The following is a 16,017-nucleotide window of genomic DNA, read 5'->3' on the forward strand; positions in this document are numbered from 1 at the left end:
CCTTCGTTTTAGGCTAGTTGCGCAGTGGCTTGCCTGTCGCGAGCATATGGCTCATACGCTCCTGTGTCTTGCGCTCGCCGCATAGGCTGAGGAATGCTTCGCATTCCAAATCGAGCATATATTGCTCGCTCACTTCAGCCCCCGGCTGAATGTCCCCGCCAGCGAGTACAGAACCAAGCTTGCCGGCGATAAGCGCGTCATGCTCACTAATATGGCCGCTAAGCTGCATCGCTTGCACCGCTACCTTAAGCACCGCTCTGCCTTCTCGTCCGGCAACGCGAATACGTTCCTCCGCTGGCGGCGAGTAGCCCGCTCGGTCCAGCTCCAGCACCGCCCGCTTCGCTTCGGTTATCCGTGCCTCCTGCCGCATAATGACCTTATCCTGCGGCCGCATCAATCCCAAACGGCGCACCTCGTAGCCGCTGGTTGATGATTTGGCCAGCGCAATCGTCTCAAACAGCGCATTCAAATGCGGCTGCAGGTCTCCGCCTGGCTTGCCGCCATTCGCAATAAAGGCCCGTTCAGCTGCCATTGCAGCCGCTTCCTTGCAGCCCCCGCCCGCAGGAATAAGGCCAACTCCCGTTTCCACTAACCCAAAGTATGTCTCTGGCGAATAAATAATACGATCAGCAGGCAAGCATGCTTCTACTCCGCCGCCCAGCGTCATTCGGTGCGGAGCAGCTACGACAGGACGGTCAAGCCGCTTAAGCCCAAGCATACTGCTCTGGAAGAAACGAATAATATCCTCCACTTCATCCCAATCGCCGCTTTGCGCCTCCATTAATAGCAGCATCAGGTTTGCTCCTACACAGAAGTTTTTCCCCTCATTCGCTATCACAAGCCCGCGCCAATTTTGTGACACCTCCTCTGTGCTTTGCCGAATCGCCGATAAAATATCACCCCCGATGGCATTGTTAGGCGAATGGAATTCCAGCAGTACAACGTCATCGCCAATATCGATTAGACTAGCGCCTGAGGTGGACAATACCGTTTTTCCGGCAGCCTTTAATGCCGTTAAGGAAACCGAATCTGCTTCCTCCACCTCCCTCTTGTATGCTCCGCTTGCAGCATAAACCCGCTCCGTTCCCTCCACCTTATAGAAGCTTTCATGTCCGGCTTCCAGCCAAGCCGCCACCCACTCTGGGATCGCATCGCCCTCCTTCTGCATTTGCTGCACCGATTTGCGAAGCCCTATCGCATCCCACAGCTCGAACGGTCCAAGCTCCCAGTTAAAGCCCCAGCGCATTGCGCGGTCGATATCCGAGATTGAATCCGCAATGACACCGACTTGTGCCGCTGCATAAAGCAGCGTTTTTTTGATAGTGGACCATGCAAATTTAGCGTAGCGGTCCTGCGGGTCTGTGCGAAGCAGCGCCTTCACTTTTGCCGCCGCACCCTTCGCAGCCTTAGACGCATCAATAACAGGGGAGTTGACTGACCGCTTAGGCCCATACTCGAGCGTATCCAGCTTAAGCGATTCAATCTCGCTGCCTCCTTTCCCCTTCACCTTTCGGTAAAAACCCGCACCCGTTTTCTCACCTAGCCGTCCCGATGCTGCAAGCTTCTCTAGCAGGGGCGGCCTTGCAAAAACCTTTTGCTCCGCTGGATCGTTGCTCCGCTCCCGCACATTATCCACGACATGCAGCAGCGTATCCAACCCAACCAAATCGAGCATGCGCAGTGTCGCCGTCTTCGGCCTTCCCATTGCCGGACCAGTCAAGGCGTCCGCTTCCTCTACCGTCAGCCCAAATGCCAGCGTATCCTCAAGCGTAACGAGCATGCCGTAAGTGCCAATTCGGTTTGCAATGAAGTTAGGCGTATCCTTCGCCAGTACGACCCCCTTGCCAAGCCGCTTCTCGCACACCTCCGTCAACAGCTGAATAACCTCGGAGGTGGTGTCTTCGGTAGGCACGATCTCAACAAGCTTCATATACCGCGGCGGGTTGAAAAAATGGGTTACCGCAAAATGCTGCCGAAACTCCTTGCTCCTCCCCTCTGCCATGGACGCCGCTGATAATCCCGACGTATTTGTAGAAACGATGCTGCCTGGGCGGCGCGCGGCTTCAATCGCTTCAAGCACCTCACGTTTAATATCTAGCCGCTCCACAACCGCTTCTACTATCCAGTCTGCCTCGCCAAGCAGCTCTAGATGATCGGTCAAATTACCCGGCGTAATGCGTGATGACCAAGCTGGATCGTAGAGCTGGGCGGGTTGCGACTTGCCCATTTTTGCTATCGCCGCATTTGCGAGTCGATTGCGCACCTTGGCATCAGAGAGCGTAAGCCCCTGTCGTTCTTCCTCTGCCGTCAGCGAATGCGGAACAATGTCCAGCAGCGTCACTCGCATCCCCGCATTGGCCAAATGTGCAGCGATGCCGGCCCCCATTACGCCGGAGCCGATCACTGCGGCTCTGCGAATCGTGCTTGAGTTATTTTGCGATGCTTGTGTCGTCATAGCCTCCTCCTCCTTTTTGACAAACAGCGGCTTATTCGCCAAAAACACTTTCGGCAAGCAACTCCGCCACATCACGTGCGATTACCTTCTCATCCGCACCCAGCGCCTTTAAACCATCCTCCATCATCGTTAGGCAATAGGGGCAGGCAGAGCTGATGACCGATGGTTTCACTTCAAGTGCTTGAGCGGTTCGAGCATGGTTGATGCGAGTTCCAGAATGCTCCTCCATCCACATGAGACCGCCCCCCGCCCCGCAGCACATGCCGTTTGAGCCCGAGCGCTCCATCTCTTCAATCGATATGCCTGGAATGGAGCGAAGCAGGCTGCGCGGCGCTTCATACGTATCGTTGTAACGGCCGAGGTAGCAAGAATCATGCACGGTTACTCGCTCCTCAATCTTATGCTCCGGCTTCAATAAACCTTCCTCAAGCAGGCGAGAGAGCATTTCGGTATGATGCTCCACGATGATGCTAGGGCTAAGACCGAAGTCAGGATATTCATTTTTGAACGTGTTATACGTATGTGGGCAAGCGGTCACGATCTGTGTTACGCCATATTTGTTAAGCGTTTCTATATTCTCGCGGCATAGCTCTTGGAAAAGCAGTTCATTGCCGATTCGTCTAGCTGTATCGCCAGAGCTTTTTTCCTCCAATCCCAGCGTAGCGAAGTTGATACCCGCATGATCCAGCAGCCTAACCACATCGTACAAAACACGGCGGCTCCGCATGTCATACGCGCCCATCGATCCCGCCCATAGCAGCACATCTGCTTTTTTGCCCTGCTTCTTGAGCTCCTGCATCGTCGGCACTTGAATGCCGGTTCTGCTCTCGCAATCGTTAATCCAAGCCGCCCGCTCGGCACGCGGCAAGCCCCATGGATTGCTTTGCCGCTCGATGTTTTGCAGCGCGCGCTGCCCATCAGACGGCAGCCTCCCTTCCATCAGCACCAAGTAACGGCGCATATCGATAATTTTGTCGACATGCTCATTGCCAACCGGGCATTGCTCCTCGCAATTCCGGCAGGTCGTACATGCCCACAGCTCCTCTTCGGTCAACACCTCGCCGATCAGCTCTACCTCCTCTGGCTTAGCACTCTCTTTTATATTCCATGCCCCAGCCTGCGCAGCCATGGTTGGCGCTATGTTTGTGCCCCATTCGGATTCAGCTTCCCAAGCAGGAAGCACCGCTCCCATCACATGGGCATGAGGCTCACGCGATTTCGAATGCAGCAGGCTGGCTGGAAGCCATGGTGACTTGGACGTTATGGCAGCGCCTTTTTCGGTCAAATGATCCCTCAGCTTCACAATAAGATGCATCGGCGAGAGCAGCTTGCCGGTGCTCGATGCCGGACAAACATTCGTACAGCGGCCGCATTCCACGCATGCATACAAATCTAGCATCTGTTTTTGCGAGAAATGCTCAACCTTCCCTGCGCCAAAGGACTCCGCTTCCTCATCCTCTAGGTTAAGCGGCACAAGTCGGCCGGGAGGCGTGCTGCGTCTGAACCAAAGATTCACAGGCGCTGTCAATAAATGAAAATGCTTTGATTGCGGCACGTACACAAGAAAGCTAAGCAGAACCAGAAGATGCAGCCACCAAAACAATTCAAACCCTGCATGGGCTGCGGTGCTTTGCGGCTGTATACCTGCACTCTCAAGCATAGTGGCCAAGGGAGCGCTCACTGGTGCGAACTTCGCCTCAACGATGGCTTCAGTGGACCCATGCACCAAAGCATTCTGGCCCATGCGCTCTTCCGCAGCCAATCGCTCGAATGCTAATGAGAATAAAACAGTCAGCATCAACGAGCCAATAAACCACATAACGAGCGAAGGTTTCCACCCCCGCTTAAGCCGCGGGAGCCGTTCCCCATAACGCCGGAAAGCACCGTACAGCACAGCTGCAAAAACGAGCGTAACGGTCATCTCCTGCGTCAGCGAGAACCAATTATAATAGGGCAGCGGCAGCGGTACACCTTGGTTCAGCCCTTTCCAAACCAAGTCCGCCGCACCAAACTGAAGCACAATAAAGCCATAAAAATAAACCAAATGCATCACGCCGCTTCTCACATCGTTCAGCAGCTTACGATGGCCTAGCACTTGTGAGGCAAAGCCGGATTTACTGCCTGACTTGCGTCGATACCGCGAAAAAACCGCCGGCACCCCAAGCCTCATATACAAGATGCGCCGCTGTACAACCATTGCGAACATGGTAATAGCAAACAGCACAACCGCCGCGAATAATGCCCATCTTCCCCCTATCAACCATTGATCGACATTCCTAAGTGCCAAAAAAGATGGCATACGCCCCGCCTCCCTTATATGCCGGCTATAAAACCGAGCACCTACGCGCGCAGTAGTCGGACAAGTATTGAAGCGCTTACAAAAATAGCCGCGGTGCTCCATGTATATGAGCTTTAGGCCTTGAACATGCCGCACAGCGGGCAATTGCAGGGCGGTCTATTCAATTCCAAGACAGCATATCCTAGCACTGATGGACAGTGTCAACAAATTAGCGGTACAAGTGAGGGAGCTTCTATGCTGAAAATAGTTGTGCTTCTCAAGCAAACGTTCGATACCGAGGAAAAAATCATTGTAACACCTGCTGGCGTTGACGAAAGTGACGCCAAATTTGTAATCAATCCCTACGATGAATACGCACTCGAGGAAGCCATTCGCCAGCGGGAGCAGCTCGGCGGCGAGGTCATCGTGATCACCTGCGGTGCCGAACGCTCGCAAGAGGCGCTCCGAACCGCTTTGGCTATCGGAGCAGATGAAGCTATTCGGCTTGATAGCGCAGATTTGTCCGATGACAACTCAGCCGTCGCTGCTGCTCTTGCTGCCGTAATTAGGCCGCTCTCTCCTGACTTGCTGCTAGCCGGCTTGTTTGCAGTAGACAGCGGCGCTGGAAGCGTAGCTCTGCAAATTGCCGAGCTGCTGCACTTGCCTCATGCAGCTTCAGCTGTGAAGGTCACCATCTTGACTGCTGGGGAGCTTGGCTCCCTGCCTGCCGATGGACTTCTCAGCTCACCTACTGCTGGGAGCGCTGAGCGTTACGCATTAGTTGAGCGCGATGTTGAAGGAGATACCGAAACGGTATCGATTCCACTTCCTGCGCTCATTACCGCTCAGCAAGGACTAAACGAGCCGCGTTATCCGTCGCTGCCAGGCATTATGAAAGCGAAGCGCAAGCCGCTTCGCACAATAACGGCTGCTGAGCTGATCGCCAGTGGCGAGCTTTCACTTGAAAGCGTATCGCCTCGCACAGCGCGCACGCAGCTGCTCCCTCCGCCTCCGCGCGCAGCGGGCAAACGACTCCCCGGCGAGCCGGCAGAGCAAGCCGCAGCTCTTGTGGCTCTGCTGCGGGAGGAAGCGAAGCTTCTTTGAGTTCGTGACTATTTTATAGTTGGGAGCTGTAAGGGGTAGTGGAGTTGGGCTGGGGGATGTTGGGATTGGAGCTGAGCTGATCGCTAGTGGTGAGCTTTCACTAGAAGGCGAGTTTCGCCACGCACTGCGCGCACGCAGATGCTCCCGCCGCCTCTGCGCGCTGCGGACAAATGGCTCCCCCGTGCGAGCCGACCGAGTAAGCAGCAGCAAGCAGCGCAAGCAGCGCAAGCAGCGCAAGCAGCGGCAATTGTCTCGCCACTGCGGGAGGAAGGGAAGCTTCTATAGGAACCCAACTTTTTATTATAGTTGGGACTGTTTAGGGGTAGTCGAGTTTGGCGGGGGGAAATTGGGATTGGAGCAGGTAGTAAATTTGTATTGAGGCATGTTGGTATGGGGCAGGTAGTGGATTTGTGCTGATGCATGTTGGTATTCGGCAGGTAGTGGATTTGTGCTGAGGCATATTGGTATTCGGCAGGTAGTGGATTTGTGCTGAGGCATGTTGGTATTCGGCAGGTAGTGGATTTGTGCTGAGGCATGTTGGTATTAGAGCAGGAATGATGCAGAGACATTTGACAAGAACTGAATAGTTACTGGTTACTAGACAATTTAGTTAGCTCTCTTGTTGATAGAGTGGCTCAAATCAAAAGCAGTGTTTGACTAACATTGGACTTTGGTAATTAATCAAACCTTCCCAATTAACGGACATCAGATGCCTTATTTGCTGTAAAACCTTCTATTTCTCGATCTAACGGACATAGGTTCCCTTATTTCATAAAATATCGAGCGTTTGGGTGCCATTTAGGGCAAATAACGGATCTCATGTCCGTTAAATTATAATTTAGCCCTTAAATACAGAAATAACGGATCTCATGTCCGTTAGATAATAATTTATGCCCCTAAATTCAGAAATAATGGATCTCTTGTTCGTTAGATAGTAATTTATACCCCTAAATTCAGAAACAACGGCTCTCATGTCCGTTAAAAGTAATTTATCCCCCTAAATTCAGAAATAACGGATCTCATGTCCGTTAGAAAAGTAACTTCGCCCTTAAACCCACAAATAACTGCTGTAATGTCCATTAAGACGATACCTAAACAGGGCAATCACTGATTATAGAGTTGAACGTGCAAAGAGCTAAGCTTATTCGTAAAAGCTGTGGAAGAGGAGCTGTATCCTATGTCCAAAACCATTCTCGTATTTGCAGAAAGCCGGAATGGCGCGCTGCGCCGAGTGGCGCTGGAGGCACTCGGCGCAGCGCGCCGGCTCGCAGGCAAGGACGGCCATGTCCACGCCGTCCTTGCCTGCTTCGGCGGTGCGGCGGATGAAGCCGCCGCACTGATCGCGCGGGGCGCGGACGTCGTGCATATCGCCGACGATCCGGCCCTTCGCGCCTTTGCGCCCGAGGCGTACATCGCCGCCCTCGGCGCAGCCATAACTGCGGTGCGGCCGGACGCGCTATTGCTCGGCCACACCGCTTTGGGGCGCGAGCTCGCGCCCCGAGTGGCCGCTGCCCATGGCGCTGGCCACATCGCTGACGTCATTGCCATCGAAACATCTGACGATGGCAATGACGTCTTATTTACCCGCCCGCTCTACGCCGGCAAGGCGTTCGAGCGGCGCAGCTTTATTTCGGGCGCGACGTGGGTCATCACGGTGCGCCCGAACAACTTGCCGGCGGCGGAACCACTGGACGCCGCAGAAATAAAGGGCACCGCAGCGGAGCTGCCGTTCACGGTGCCGCCGCTTTATACCGCCGTGCGCAGCCTTGTGCGCCGCACCGGCGGGCAGCTTGATCTTGCCGAAGCCGACGTCGTCGTGTCCGGCGGCCGAGGCGTTCGCAGCGCAGCAGGTTTTGAGCCGCTGCAAGCGATGGCAACAGCGCTTGGGGGCGCAGTCGGCGCCTCACGCGGGGCATGCGATGCCGGCTACTGTGATTATGCCCTCCAAATCGGGCAAACTGGCAAAGTTGTTACACCTCAGCTCTATATTGCCTGCGGAATCAGCGGCGCTATTCAACATCTGGCGGGTATGAGCCAATCTCGCGTCATTGTCGCTATCAACAAAGACCCCGATGCCCCTATTTTCAGCGTTGCTGATTATGGCATCGTAGGCGATTTATTCGAGGTCGTACCGCTACTAACAACAGAGCTCCAACGCGCTCGCGCTTAATTGTTCTATTTTTCATCTAATTGCCTCTCACCCGAATCGCACTTAAACGTCCTAGTTTTCATCTAATTGCCTCTCACCCGTATCGTGCTTAAAATTTTTTACTTAAGTTGATTCCATTTACAACCAACTAAATCATTATATATCTGATTCAAGCACCTAACCCCGTCCACTAAAAAATCAAAAAAAGGCGTCTACCCTGTTTCGGCCGCATACAGAGCCGAGTCAGAGATAGGACGCCTTTTTGGTTAACTACACTTCATTTTACTTAAGCAAAATCAGGACGGATTTCACGGATGCAATCCGGCGACTCATACAAATCATCATGCACCGCATTCGTTACCGGGTAGGCGCGCATGAGGTAAGTGTCCATAGCCTCTAAATGCTTCCGCAATCCACTGAATTCGGTAATACGCGGATTGAGCCAATCTTCCATGCCCTCTTCGTCCAAAATTACCGGAACTCGAGGCTGCCACACCGACATCGCTCCTGTCGAAGCTGCGGTAATCATAGTGAAGGCACGCACTTCCTTGCCGCTCACGTTTTTCCAGCAGTCGTAAATGCCCGCTATGCCAAAAAGCTGCTGGCTTGGAACAACGATATGCATCGCCCTCGGATCACGCTCTTTGCCGAATTGTTTCTGACCAAAAAAGCCGCTGCATGGCAGCACACATCTTTGTCTGCGAAGCATTCTTTCTAAGAAAGGCTTCTCGGACAATGTCATATGATCTGCATTAACCGCGTCCTTTGCCCAAAAAGGAAACAGCCCCCATCTCGATTCCTCCATTGTCCGCTGATCAAATCGATCATTCATGACAATCGAAACCATCTGAGTCGGAGCTGCATTAAATCGGTTTGTATGCCCCCGAATTACTTTTCCTACCTGAAACATATCCACTATATCGCCAATATCTGCTGTTAACGAAAACCGTTCAATCATCGCGACCACCCTTTTCACGTTGTTGAATCCAGTTTTTGTTAAAGTCGCGATATTTATGCAACGTTTCTAGTCAGAATATTAGAAAGTCTAAACAACAGTTTGCCGAAAATAGTTCCTCTACTCTTCAAAACCCTTCGACCTACATCGTAAATCTTTTTCGGAATTTAAGAGGAGGCATTCCCGTATGGGATGCAAACAGCCTTGAGAAATGCGGCGTCTGCCGGAAGCCTGTTTCCTCTGCTACTTTTGCAATCGTCCAATCTGTCTTAATAAGCAGCAGCTTTGCTTGATCGAGTCTATAATAAAGCAAATATTGCTGCGGCGTACAATCAAAAACCTCACTCATGCAGCGAGTAATATAATTCGTATGTAACTCCAGCACATCACTCAGCATCGTGTTGCTGATTGGCGTACGATAATTCAGCTTTAAGTAGGCAGCCGCACGCTCTGCTACCGATACGGCAGCTTTAGCCGCATCCGAGCGCCAGCCTTCGTCCAGCATTTGAAGCAAATGCAGAAACCGTTGCTGCCGATCCCAGAACGCGCCATGTGACGAGCCTTTGGAAGCCTCATGCAATTGCGAGAAAATAAGACTCGCTTCATCTGTGTAGGTAAGCTTCATTTGTTTAGGCAGACGTATGGCATAAGTGTAGTAGTCCCCTCTAAGCGATCCGCTTTGATTGCCTACCGTCTCCTCCCAAGCGCCTACCGTTTGAAAATGAATCCAATCAAACACAGTCTCTTCCTCGCATGGACGTGTAGAATAATGCCAGCGGTCCGGCCTTAAAATAAGCACATCTCCAGGACCTAGCGTCCATCTGCGATTATCCTCTGCTACATGCAGTGCTCCCTTGTTTACATACAACAAATCAAATACGCCGAGGTTCGTCCGATTCGGATGCTCCTCGCCCGCACGATAAACCAAACGGTTGGATTCTATGAAAAATGGCAATGGTGGTGAACGAAACGTTAGTAATAGCTCCTCTGACAACCTAATCTCTCTCCTTCTAAAGTTTTGCATAGCAAAACTTACTTCGTAAGCACTAGCTTAGTTTTGCGAGCAAAACTTTCTTCGTAAGCATGAGCTTAATTTTGCATAGCAAAACTTTCTTCGTAAGCATGAGCTTAATTTCACGCAACAAAACTCTCTTCATAAGCATTAATCCAGTTTTGCATAGCAAAGCCTGCCATCCTAGCCCATGCTCAATTTACCTAGCAAAACTTGCCTCAAAAAGCATACGCTTACTTTTTCACAGTAAAATAAACTTCACAATTAATAATCATGTGTAAATGTGCAAAAAATGACTACTGCTCATGTTACTTGAAAACCATTTCATTTGTCTACAACAAAAGAAATCCCCCACCATTCCGCTTCCGGAAATGACTTGGGGGATTTGCAAATTTTGTATTATTTTCAGCAGCAATTTCACATAACCAGCTGTACATCCGAGCCCGGATTAACCTTAAAGAAATCTACGTCCGGCAGCAAGCTTTTGACCAAAAACATATAATCATAAGAAAGCTCAAGCGATTGCTCGTCAGGCACGAACACGACCTGCTTACTGCTTAAAAGGGAGAACACCTCGATTCGGTCAGGGAGCTTCTCGAATGCACTCATACAAAATACCGATGTCATATGAAAATATAGATTAAGAGCGTCTTCATCTGTATCTACTGCTAGCTTTTGAACTATATAATGATCAAGCGAATCCTCTTGCTCGGCAGAAACCAAATGAAAGATTTGTGAAATCTCCAAATCGAGCTCCTCTACATAAGCCGTCATTTGCTCATAAAAGATAATCGGCATACTCGGTGCTCCGCCTCCAAGCAAGAAGGCTGCCAAATGCTCCTTAATCGTTTGCTTCATCTGCAAGAAATGCTGGTCGGAATGAAATTTATAATTGCGATTCGTCCACCAATTCTCAACGGAAGTATGTATCGTCTCTACTCCGCGTGTCTCTTTGGACCGACGATAAAAGTCGTTTACCGTGTGGCTGGCTGCATATTGAACAAGCTGCCGCCAGTTCACATCACTTTCCTGCTTGCGACCGGACTTTCTTCGAGCGAACCGTTCGGGGCAACGCAGCAGCTCTTCTAGCTTATAGTCTTCAACTCTCAAAATCGCTGGCAACTGCTCCATTACAAAGTCCGCCTTTCTCGTTCCACTATCCGGCTACCGCTACAAGACCCGCAATTTGGCGTCCTAATCTTCTTCCTTGCTCTTTCTCTTCTTCAGACGCGTTATATTCAAATTTAATGCATTCGCCCGCAATTTCTGCGCCGAGCTCCTTCAGCTTCGCTTCAATCGTATCTACAGCGCCGCAATAGATTGGGTATGATGTATCACCTGAGCCAAATACGGCTGCTTTCTTGCCGCTAAGATCAAGTCCATCCATTTCTTCGAAGTAATCGAGAAATTCATCCGGCAGCTCACCGTCTCCCCATGTGTAGGCGCCTATAATAATCGCGTCATAATGATTCAGCTCATCTGCAGTGGCATCGAAGGCCTCTTTAGAAACAACCTCGGCACCCGCTTCCTTAGCGCCTTCTACTATCGCCTCGGCCATTTCTTCTGTATTTCCGGTCATGCTAGCATACACCACAAGTATTTTGGGCATCTTTTTTCCTCCGCTTTCTATTTTTTATCGTTAGACATTTATCGTTTGAATGCCTTGGAAGAGCGTAGCGAGATACAGATTTCCATCTTGCATATCAATATCTGTTACAGGATAACCAAGTTTAACGGATAGAAGAGTTACTTGATTACACAAATAAGTAAGCTGGAATAATCCGCGATCCGTACATACATAAACCTCATTGCCCTTCGCCTGCACAGAAAAAATAAAACGTTTGCCGAATCTTATCCGGTCAAATCTTCCTTTTTTATCGCCAATAAACAGCTCGCCTTGATCGCTCGTTCCAATTAAGTGGCCTCTGAATACCGCTAAGCTTGTTACACTTGCATCCAGCTCAAAATGAGCCCAATCATCCATAAAACGATCATATAAAGAGATGCCGCTCTCATGCGAAATAATCAAATACTGAGGCAAATTCATAAAATCATATACACGTTTATCTTGGCATGCTATTTGCTCCCATTTGGAGCTAGCTTTGGACCAAAGCCCATATTCCGTTGCAACGTAGCTGCTTCCACCAATCTTGCGATACTGATAACTAGGAATCAATATGCCATCATTGACCCATGCTTCTCCGTTCCATTCATATAAGCCGCTGCTTGAGCAGGCATGCAGCAAATCATGCTGCAACTGCAGCCGATTTACATTAGTCTGGTCTTCCATGCCTTGATCAAGCTTCTTCCATTCTCCTTCAGCATCGATTTGGTAAATCCCGTGACCGACTGAAGCGGCATACAAGCTATCAGCTCCTGCTTTAACGGACGAGAAGGGAAAGAGCAGCCAATTCCAAGGCTTGCTCGTTTCAGTCTGCATGTCTCTCACTCCTAAAAAATAATCGTTATATCGTTATCCATTCACTAATAATGCAATATGTTTCGTTTCTTATAAGGTGTTATTGGGGATGTCTATCCAAACTCTTTCATGGCAGTAGTAAAAGAACAACACCACAGAGTGATAATGATTATCACTTTCGTATACATGATAACCATTCTCAATAATAATGTCAATCCTGTTCTTCATTTATTCTTCATTCATGCTCTTCTACTTCTCTATCATTTAGTAGTTGATCATCCATCCCATACAAACACACATTTCCGCAAATATAGTTGGAGGACTATGACCATAGCAGATAGATACCCAATCAATAGATAGAGTACAGCCGTATAATAAGGCATCTAACAAGGGGGTGTTTTCGCTGAGTCATTATTATTATAGGAAGCGTTGTGTCAGAAAACCGACTGCAGGTTGCAGTCCAAGAAGGAAGAAACACGATGACAAAATAATTGTTGTAAAGAAAAAAATTATATCTCAAAGAGTTAAAGTCGTAGCTGAGCGAGGAGAAGAAGGCCACAAAGGCAGAAGAGGACCGCAAGGACCACAAGGTCCACAAGGGCCTCAAGGAGTAGCTGGCCCTACAGGTGCAACAGGATCTGCAGGGGCAACAGGTTCTACCGGCGCTACTGGAGTTGGAGTTACGGGAGCGACTGGCGCAACTGGTGCAAATGGTATTAACGGCGTAACCGGTGCTACTGGTCTAGCAGGTCCTACAGGACCCGGAGTAGGGGCTACAGGAGCGACTGGCGCGACTGGAGATCCAGGGGCTGCTGGAGCTGCTGGCGCTACAGGGGCAACGGGGGCTACGGGAGATCCGGGTGTTACTGGGGCTACTGGCGCTACCGGTACTGCTGGTGTTACCGGTGGTACTGGGGCTACAGGAGATCCGGGTGTTACTGGAGCTACTGGTACAGCTGGCGTTACCGGCGCTACTGGGGCTACTGGGGCTACTGGGGCTACTGGGGCTACTGGTGGTACTGGCGCTACTGGTGCTACTGGTATTGATGGTGCGGGCGCTATTATTCCTTTTGCTTCAGGCATTCCAACCGAATTAACGACAGTATTAGGCGGTTTGGTAGGAACTTCGAGTCTGGTAGGTTTTGGTTCCTCCGCTGTAGGCGTTAGTATACTTGGCGGTATAATCGACCTCACAGGCGCTGCAGGAACACTTCTTAACTTTGCTTTCTCTGTGCCGCGCGATGGTACGATCACTTCTCTTGCAGCTTACTTCAGTACAACAGCAGCGCTTTCGCTTGTCAACTCTACAGTAACTATTACTGCTCAGCTTTACCAGTCAACGACTCCAAACAATTCGTTTACTGCAGTTCCAGGCGCTGTTGTAACATTAGCTCCTCCACTTACCGGCATTCTGGCTCTAGGCACTATTAGCAGCGGCATTACTCCAGGTTTATCTATTCCTGTTACTGCTGGAACACGCCTTCTTCTTGTCTTCTCTGCTACAGCTACTGGTGTATCACTTGTCAATCTTGTAGCTGGCTATGCTAGCGCTGGATTAGGCATCTCTTAAAAAACGAAATTATGAAAAACGACAGATTAAGGATTCGTCCTTAATCTGTCGTTTTCTTTTCCAAGATTCATCGTTCATTACAGCTTTAATTGAATTTGGAGCTTGAAACGAATTTTTATCTGATTATTCTCGAACTGTACATCTCTCACCGTTACAACATCCTGTGCCGGCAAATCTAGCGGAATGACGATCGTTTCTAGCATACTTAGCGGCAGCTGAATAGCCTTGACAGAAAGCGATTGGGGTTTAAGAATAATGTTCGGAGACTCCCAGTCCAGTGAATATACCGCATCCAATCTTGCAGGAATTTTGTTCTTATAGGTAATATTCATTTGTGCGATCAGCTTGTTCTCTTCGAGGTCAAAATTTGCCCCATCTAGATGAATATCCCTCGCCATTTCTTGATCAGCGGATTCTGGTCTGCTGATGGCAAGCTCGTCTTTCATATTCATTTTGATCAAATGGTTAATATCGGATTCCGTGAGGACGAGCTCCAGCTTCAGCTTTTTGACCATATCCAGCGCTTTCTCTTTCACATCAATCGGCGCGTAGCTCATGTCCAGCGGCTCGTCCGGTGCAATGTAAGACAGGAACCACCATAGTGCGCCGCCAAGCAGCAAAAGAATAACAATGAAGCTCATTAGAAGTCTTTTTAAGGTTTTTCCCATGTGAATCCTCTCCTTGCTATACAAATAAACGATTTCTATTACGCCAACTCATAATGATAGTGCTATAATGAATCCAATCATTTTTACTGTTGATCAAAAAAATGCCGAGAGGATGGTCACCTATGAACACAAATCCTATACCGCTGCATCGTATTGGGCTTGAAGAAATCGTTCAAGCTCAAATGCACTTAAAGGATATCATTACACGAACACCACTTCAACATAACCGTGTGCTGTCCGAGCGGTTTGGATGTCATGTTCTTCTAAAACGAGAGGACCTGCAAATCGTTCGTTCCTTCAAAATACGCGGAGCCTACCATATGATGCGTTCTCTGTCACCAGAAACGCTCGCTAAAGGGGTGGTTTGCGCCAGCGCCGGCAACCACGCGCAAGGCGTAGCCTACTCTTGCCAAACACTTGGCATCCCCGGAAAAATATACATGCCCAGCACAACTCCTCGCCAGAAGGTGACGCAGGTTAACTTTTTTGGCGGATCGCAAGTTGAGGTCATCCTTACAGGAGACACCTTTGACGATGCTTATGCCGAAGCAGTCGCAGAGAGCAAGCGCAATGGCCTGGCCTTCGTACATCCCTTTGACGATCCCAAAATCATCGCAGGAAACGGAACGGTAGGACAAGAATTAATGGAAGCTGCGGATACCGTACCTGACTTCGTATTCGTGACTGTCGGCGGTGGCGGGCTTGCAGCCGGCGTCTCATCTTATGTAAAAATCGTCTCACCGACAACAAAGGTAATTGGCGTGGAGCCGGAAGGCGCGCAATCACTAAGAGCATCGCTTGATGCAGGTGAAGTCGTTACCCTTGATCAAATTGAGAAATTCGTCGATGGCGCAGCTGTTAAACGTATCGGTGATTTATCATTTGAGCTATGCAGAGACCTGCTTGACGATGTTATTTCCGTGCCTGAAGGAAAAGTGTGTACGACGATGCTCGATTTATATAATGAGAATGCCATTGTAGCCGAGCCGGCAGGCGCACTGCCCATTGCTGCGCTAGAAGCATACCGTGATCAAATTCAAGGCAAGACGGTCGTCTGTGTCGTTAGCGGCGGCAATAATGATGTCGATCGGATGCAGGAAATCAAAGAACGTTCTCTCATCTATGAGGGCTACAAGCATTACTTTATGGTCAGCTTCCCGCAGCGCGCAGGAGCGCTACGTGAATTTCTCGACAGCGTGCTTGGTCCTAATGATGATATTACACGATTCGAGTACACCAAAAAATCAAACAAAGACAACGGTCCTGCGCTCGTCGGCATCGAGCTTACGCACCGTGAGGATTACGATCCGCTCGTTGCTCGCATGAGCAAGAAGGGCTTTCAATTTCTTGAGCTGAACAAGGACCCTGTTTTGTTTAACTTGTTGATTTGATCGGCATGATGTGAAT

The 16,017-nt window shown here is 49.9% G+C and carries 13 protein-coding genes; 5 read left to right on the forward strand and 8 right to left on the reverse strand.

Annotated features, from left to right (window positions below; genetic code table 11):
* Positions 1 to 13 precede the first annotated feature (13 nt).
* A complete protein-coding gene (locus AC1DM9_RS14405) occupies positions 14 to 2,455 on the reverse strand; it encodes a 3-hydroxyacyl-CoA dehydrogenase/enoyl-CoA hydratase family protein (RefSeq protein ID WP_477580615.1) in 2,442 nt (813 codons plus the stop codon).
* A gap of 31 nt (positions 2,456 to 2,486) precedes the next feature.
* Positions 2,487 to 4,754, reverse strand: a complete 2,268-nt coding sequence (locus tag AC1DM9_RS14410; protein WP_477510145.1) for a (Fe-S)-binding protein — start codon at positions 4,752 to 4,754, stop codon at positions 2,487 to 2,489.
* A 237-nt stretch (positions 4,755 to 4,991) separates the two neighbouring features.
* On the opposite strand from AC1DM9_RS14410, the gene AC1DM9_RS14415 reads away from it, so the two are divergent.
* The 3 genes from AC1DM9_RS14415 (at position 4,992) to AC1DM9_RS14425 (ending at position 8,007) form a co-directional block, all read left to right on the forward strand.
* Positions 4,992 to 5,837, forward strand: a complete 846-nt coding sequence (locus AC1DM9_RS14415) for an electron transfer flavoprotein subunit beta/FixA family protein (protein ID WP_477580934.1) — start codon at positions 4,992 to 4,994, stop codon at positions 5,835 to 5,837.
* Positions 5,838 to 5,856: 19 nt separating this feature from the next.
* Positions 5,857 to 6,216, forward strand: a complete 360-nt coding sequence (locus AC1DM9_RS14420) for a hypothetical protein (protein ID WP_477580617.1) — start codon at positions 5,857 to 5,859, stop codon at positions 6,214 to 6,216.
* A 798-nt stretch (positions 6,217 to 7,014) separates the two neighbouring features.
* Positions 7,015 to 8,007 carry an electron transfer flavoprotein subunit alpha/FixB family protein gene (locus AC1DM9_RS14425; RefSeq protein WP_477580619.1) on the forward strand — a complete coding sequence of 331 codons (993 nt, stop codon included), beginning with the start codon at positions 7,015 to 7,017 and terminating at the stop codon, positions 8,005 to 8,007.
* 265 nt (positions 8,008 to 8,272) lie between these two features.
* On the opposite strand, the gene AC1DM9_RS14430 is transcribed toward AC1DM9_RS14425, so the two are convergent.
* From AC1DM9_RS14430 to AC1DM9_RS14450, 5 genes are all read right to left on the reverse strand, one after another.
* Positions 8,273 to 8,944 (reverse strand): SOS response-associated peptidase, encoded by a 672-nt coding sequence (locus tag AC1DM9_RS14430; protein ID WP_076268391.1) that lies wholly within the window; start codon positions 8,942 to 8,944, stop codon positions 8,273 to 8,275.
* A gap of 139 nt (positions 8,945 to 9,083) precedes the next feature.
* Complete coding sequence (locus AC1DM9_RS14435) at positions 9,084 to 9,935, reverse strand: helix-turn-helix domain-containing protein (RefSeq protein WP_441877899.1); 852 nt, start codon at positions 9,933 to 9,935, stop codon at positions 9,084 to 9,086.
* A gap of 435 nt (positions 9,936 to 10,370) precedes the next feature.
* Complete coding sequence (locus AC1DM9_RS14440) at positions 10,371 to 11,084, reverse strand: hypothetical protein (RefSeq protein ID WP_441877897.1); 714 nt, start codon at positions 11,082 to 11,084, stop codon at positions 10,371 to 10,373.
* Between the two features lie 25 nt (positions 11,085 to 11,109).
* The gene (locus AC1DM9_RS14445; protein WP_477580621.1) at positions 11,110 to 11,562 is read right to left on the reverse strand and encodes a flavodoxin; all 453 of its coding nucleotides are present in this window, start codon (positions 11,560 to 11,562) and stop codon (positions 11,110 to 11,112) included.
* Between the two features lie 30 nt (positions 11,563 to 11,592).
* Complete coding sequence (locus AC1DM9_RS14450) at positions 11,593 to 12,393, reverse strand: hypothetical protein (RefSeq protein WP_477580623.1); 801 nt, start codon at positions 12,391 to 12,393, stop codon at positions 11,593 to 11,595.
* A 373-nt stretch (positions 12,394 to 12,766) separates the two neighbouring features.
* Here AC1DM9_RS14450 and AC1DM9_RS14455 point away from each other — a divergent pair, with 373 nt between their 5' ends.
* A complete protein-coding gene (locus AC1DM9_RS14455) occupies positions 12,767 to 13,942 on the forward strand; it encodes an exosporium glycoprotein BclB-related protein (RefSeq protein WP_477580625.1) in 1,176 nt (391 codons plus the stop codon).
* 77 nt (positions 13,943 to 14,019) lie between these two features.
* Here the strand turns inward: AC1DM9_RS14455 and AC1DM9_RS14460 are convergent, their stop codons facing one another.
* Positions 14,020 to 14,610 carry a hypothetical protein gene (locus AC1DM9_RS14460; protein WP_477580627.1) on the reverse strand — a complete coding sequence of 197 codons (591 nt, stop codon included), beginning with the start codon at positions 14,608 to 14,610 and terminating at the stop codon, positions 14,020 to 14,022.
* A 122-nt stretch (positions 14,611 to 14,732) separates the two neighbouring features.
* On the opposite strand from AC1DM9_RS14460, the gene ilvA reads away from it, so the two are divergent.
* The gene (gene ilvA / locus AC1DM9_RS14465) at positions 14,733 to 16,001 is read left to right on the forward strand and encodes a threonine ammonia-lyase IlvA (RefSeq protein ID WP_477580629.1); all 1,269 of its coding nucleotides are present in this window, start codon (positions 14,733 to 14,735) and stop codon (positions 15,999 to 16,001) included.
* The last annotated feature ends 16 nt before the right edge of the window (positions 16,002 to 16,017 follow it).

Source organism: Paenibacillus sp. 01T431, assembly GCF_056398625.1.

Excerpts from the sequence above, each read along its gene's own strand:
- AC1DM9_RS14405 (WP_477580615.1), bottom strand. The coding sequence starts at position 2,455 with ATGACGACACAAGCATCGCAAAATAACTCAAGCACGATTCGCAGAGCC.
- AC1DM9_RS14410 (WP_477510145.1), bottom strand. The coding sequence starts at position 4,754 with ATGCCATCTTTTTTGGCACTTAGGAATGTCGATCAATGGTTGATAGGG.
- AC1DM9_RS14425 (WP_477580619.1), top strand. The coding sequence starts at position 7,015 with ATGTCCAAAACCATTCTCGTATTTGCAGAAAGCCGGAATGGCGCGCTG.
- AC1DM9_RS14430 (WP_076268391.1), bottom strand. The coding sequence starts at position 8,944 with ATGATTGAACGGTTTTCGTTAACAGCAGATATTGGCGATATAGTGGAT.
- AC1DM9_RS14440 (WP_441877897.1), bottom strand. The coding sequence starts at position 11,084 with ATGGAGCAGTTGCCAGCGATTTTGAGAGTTGAAGACTATAAGCTAGAA.
- AC1DM9_RS14445 (WP_477580621.1), bottom strand. The coding sequence starts at position 11,562 with ATGCCCAAAATACTTGTGGTGTATGCTAGCATGACCGGAAATACAGAA.
- AC1DM9_RS14450 (WP_477580623.1), bottom strand. The coding sequence starts at position 12,393 with ATGCAGACTGAAACGAGCAAGCCTTGGAATTGGCTGCTCTTTCCCTTC.
- AC1DM9_RS14460 (WP_477580627.1), bottom strand. The coding sequence starts at position 14,610 with ATGGGAAAAACCTTAAAAAGACTTCTAATGAGCTTCATTGTTATTCTT.
- ilvA (WP_477580629.1), top strand. The coding sequence starts at position 14,733 with ATGAACACAAATCCTATACCGCTGCATCGTATTGGGCTTGAAGAAATC.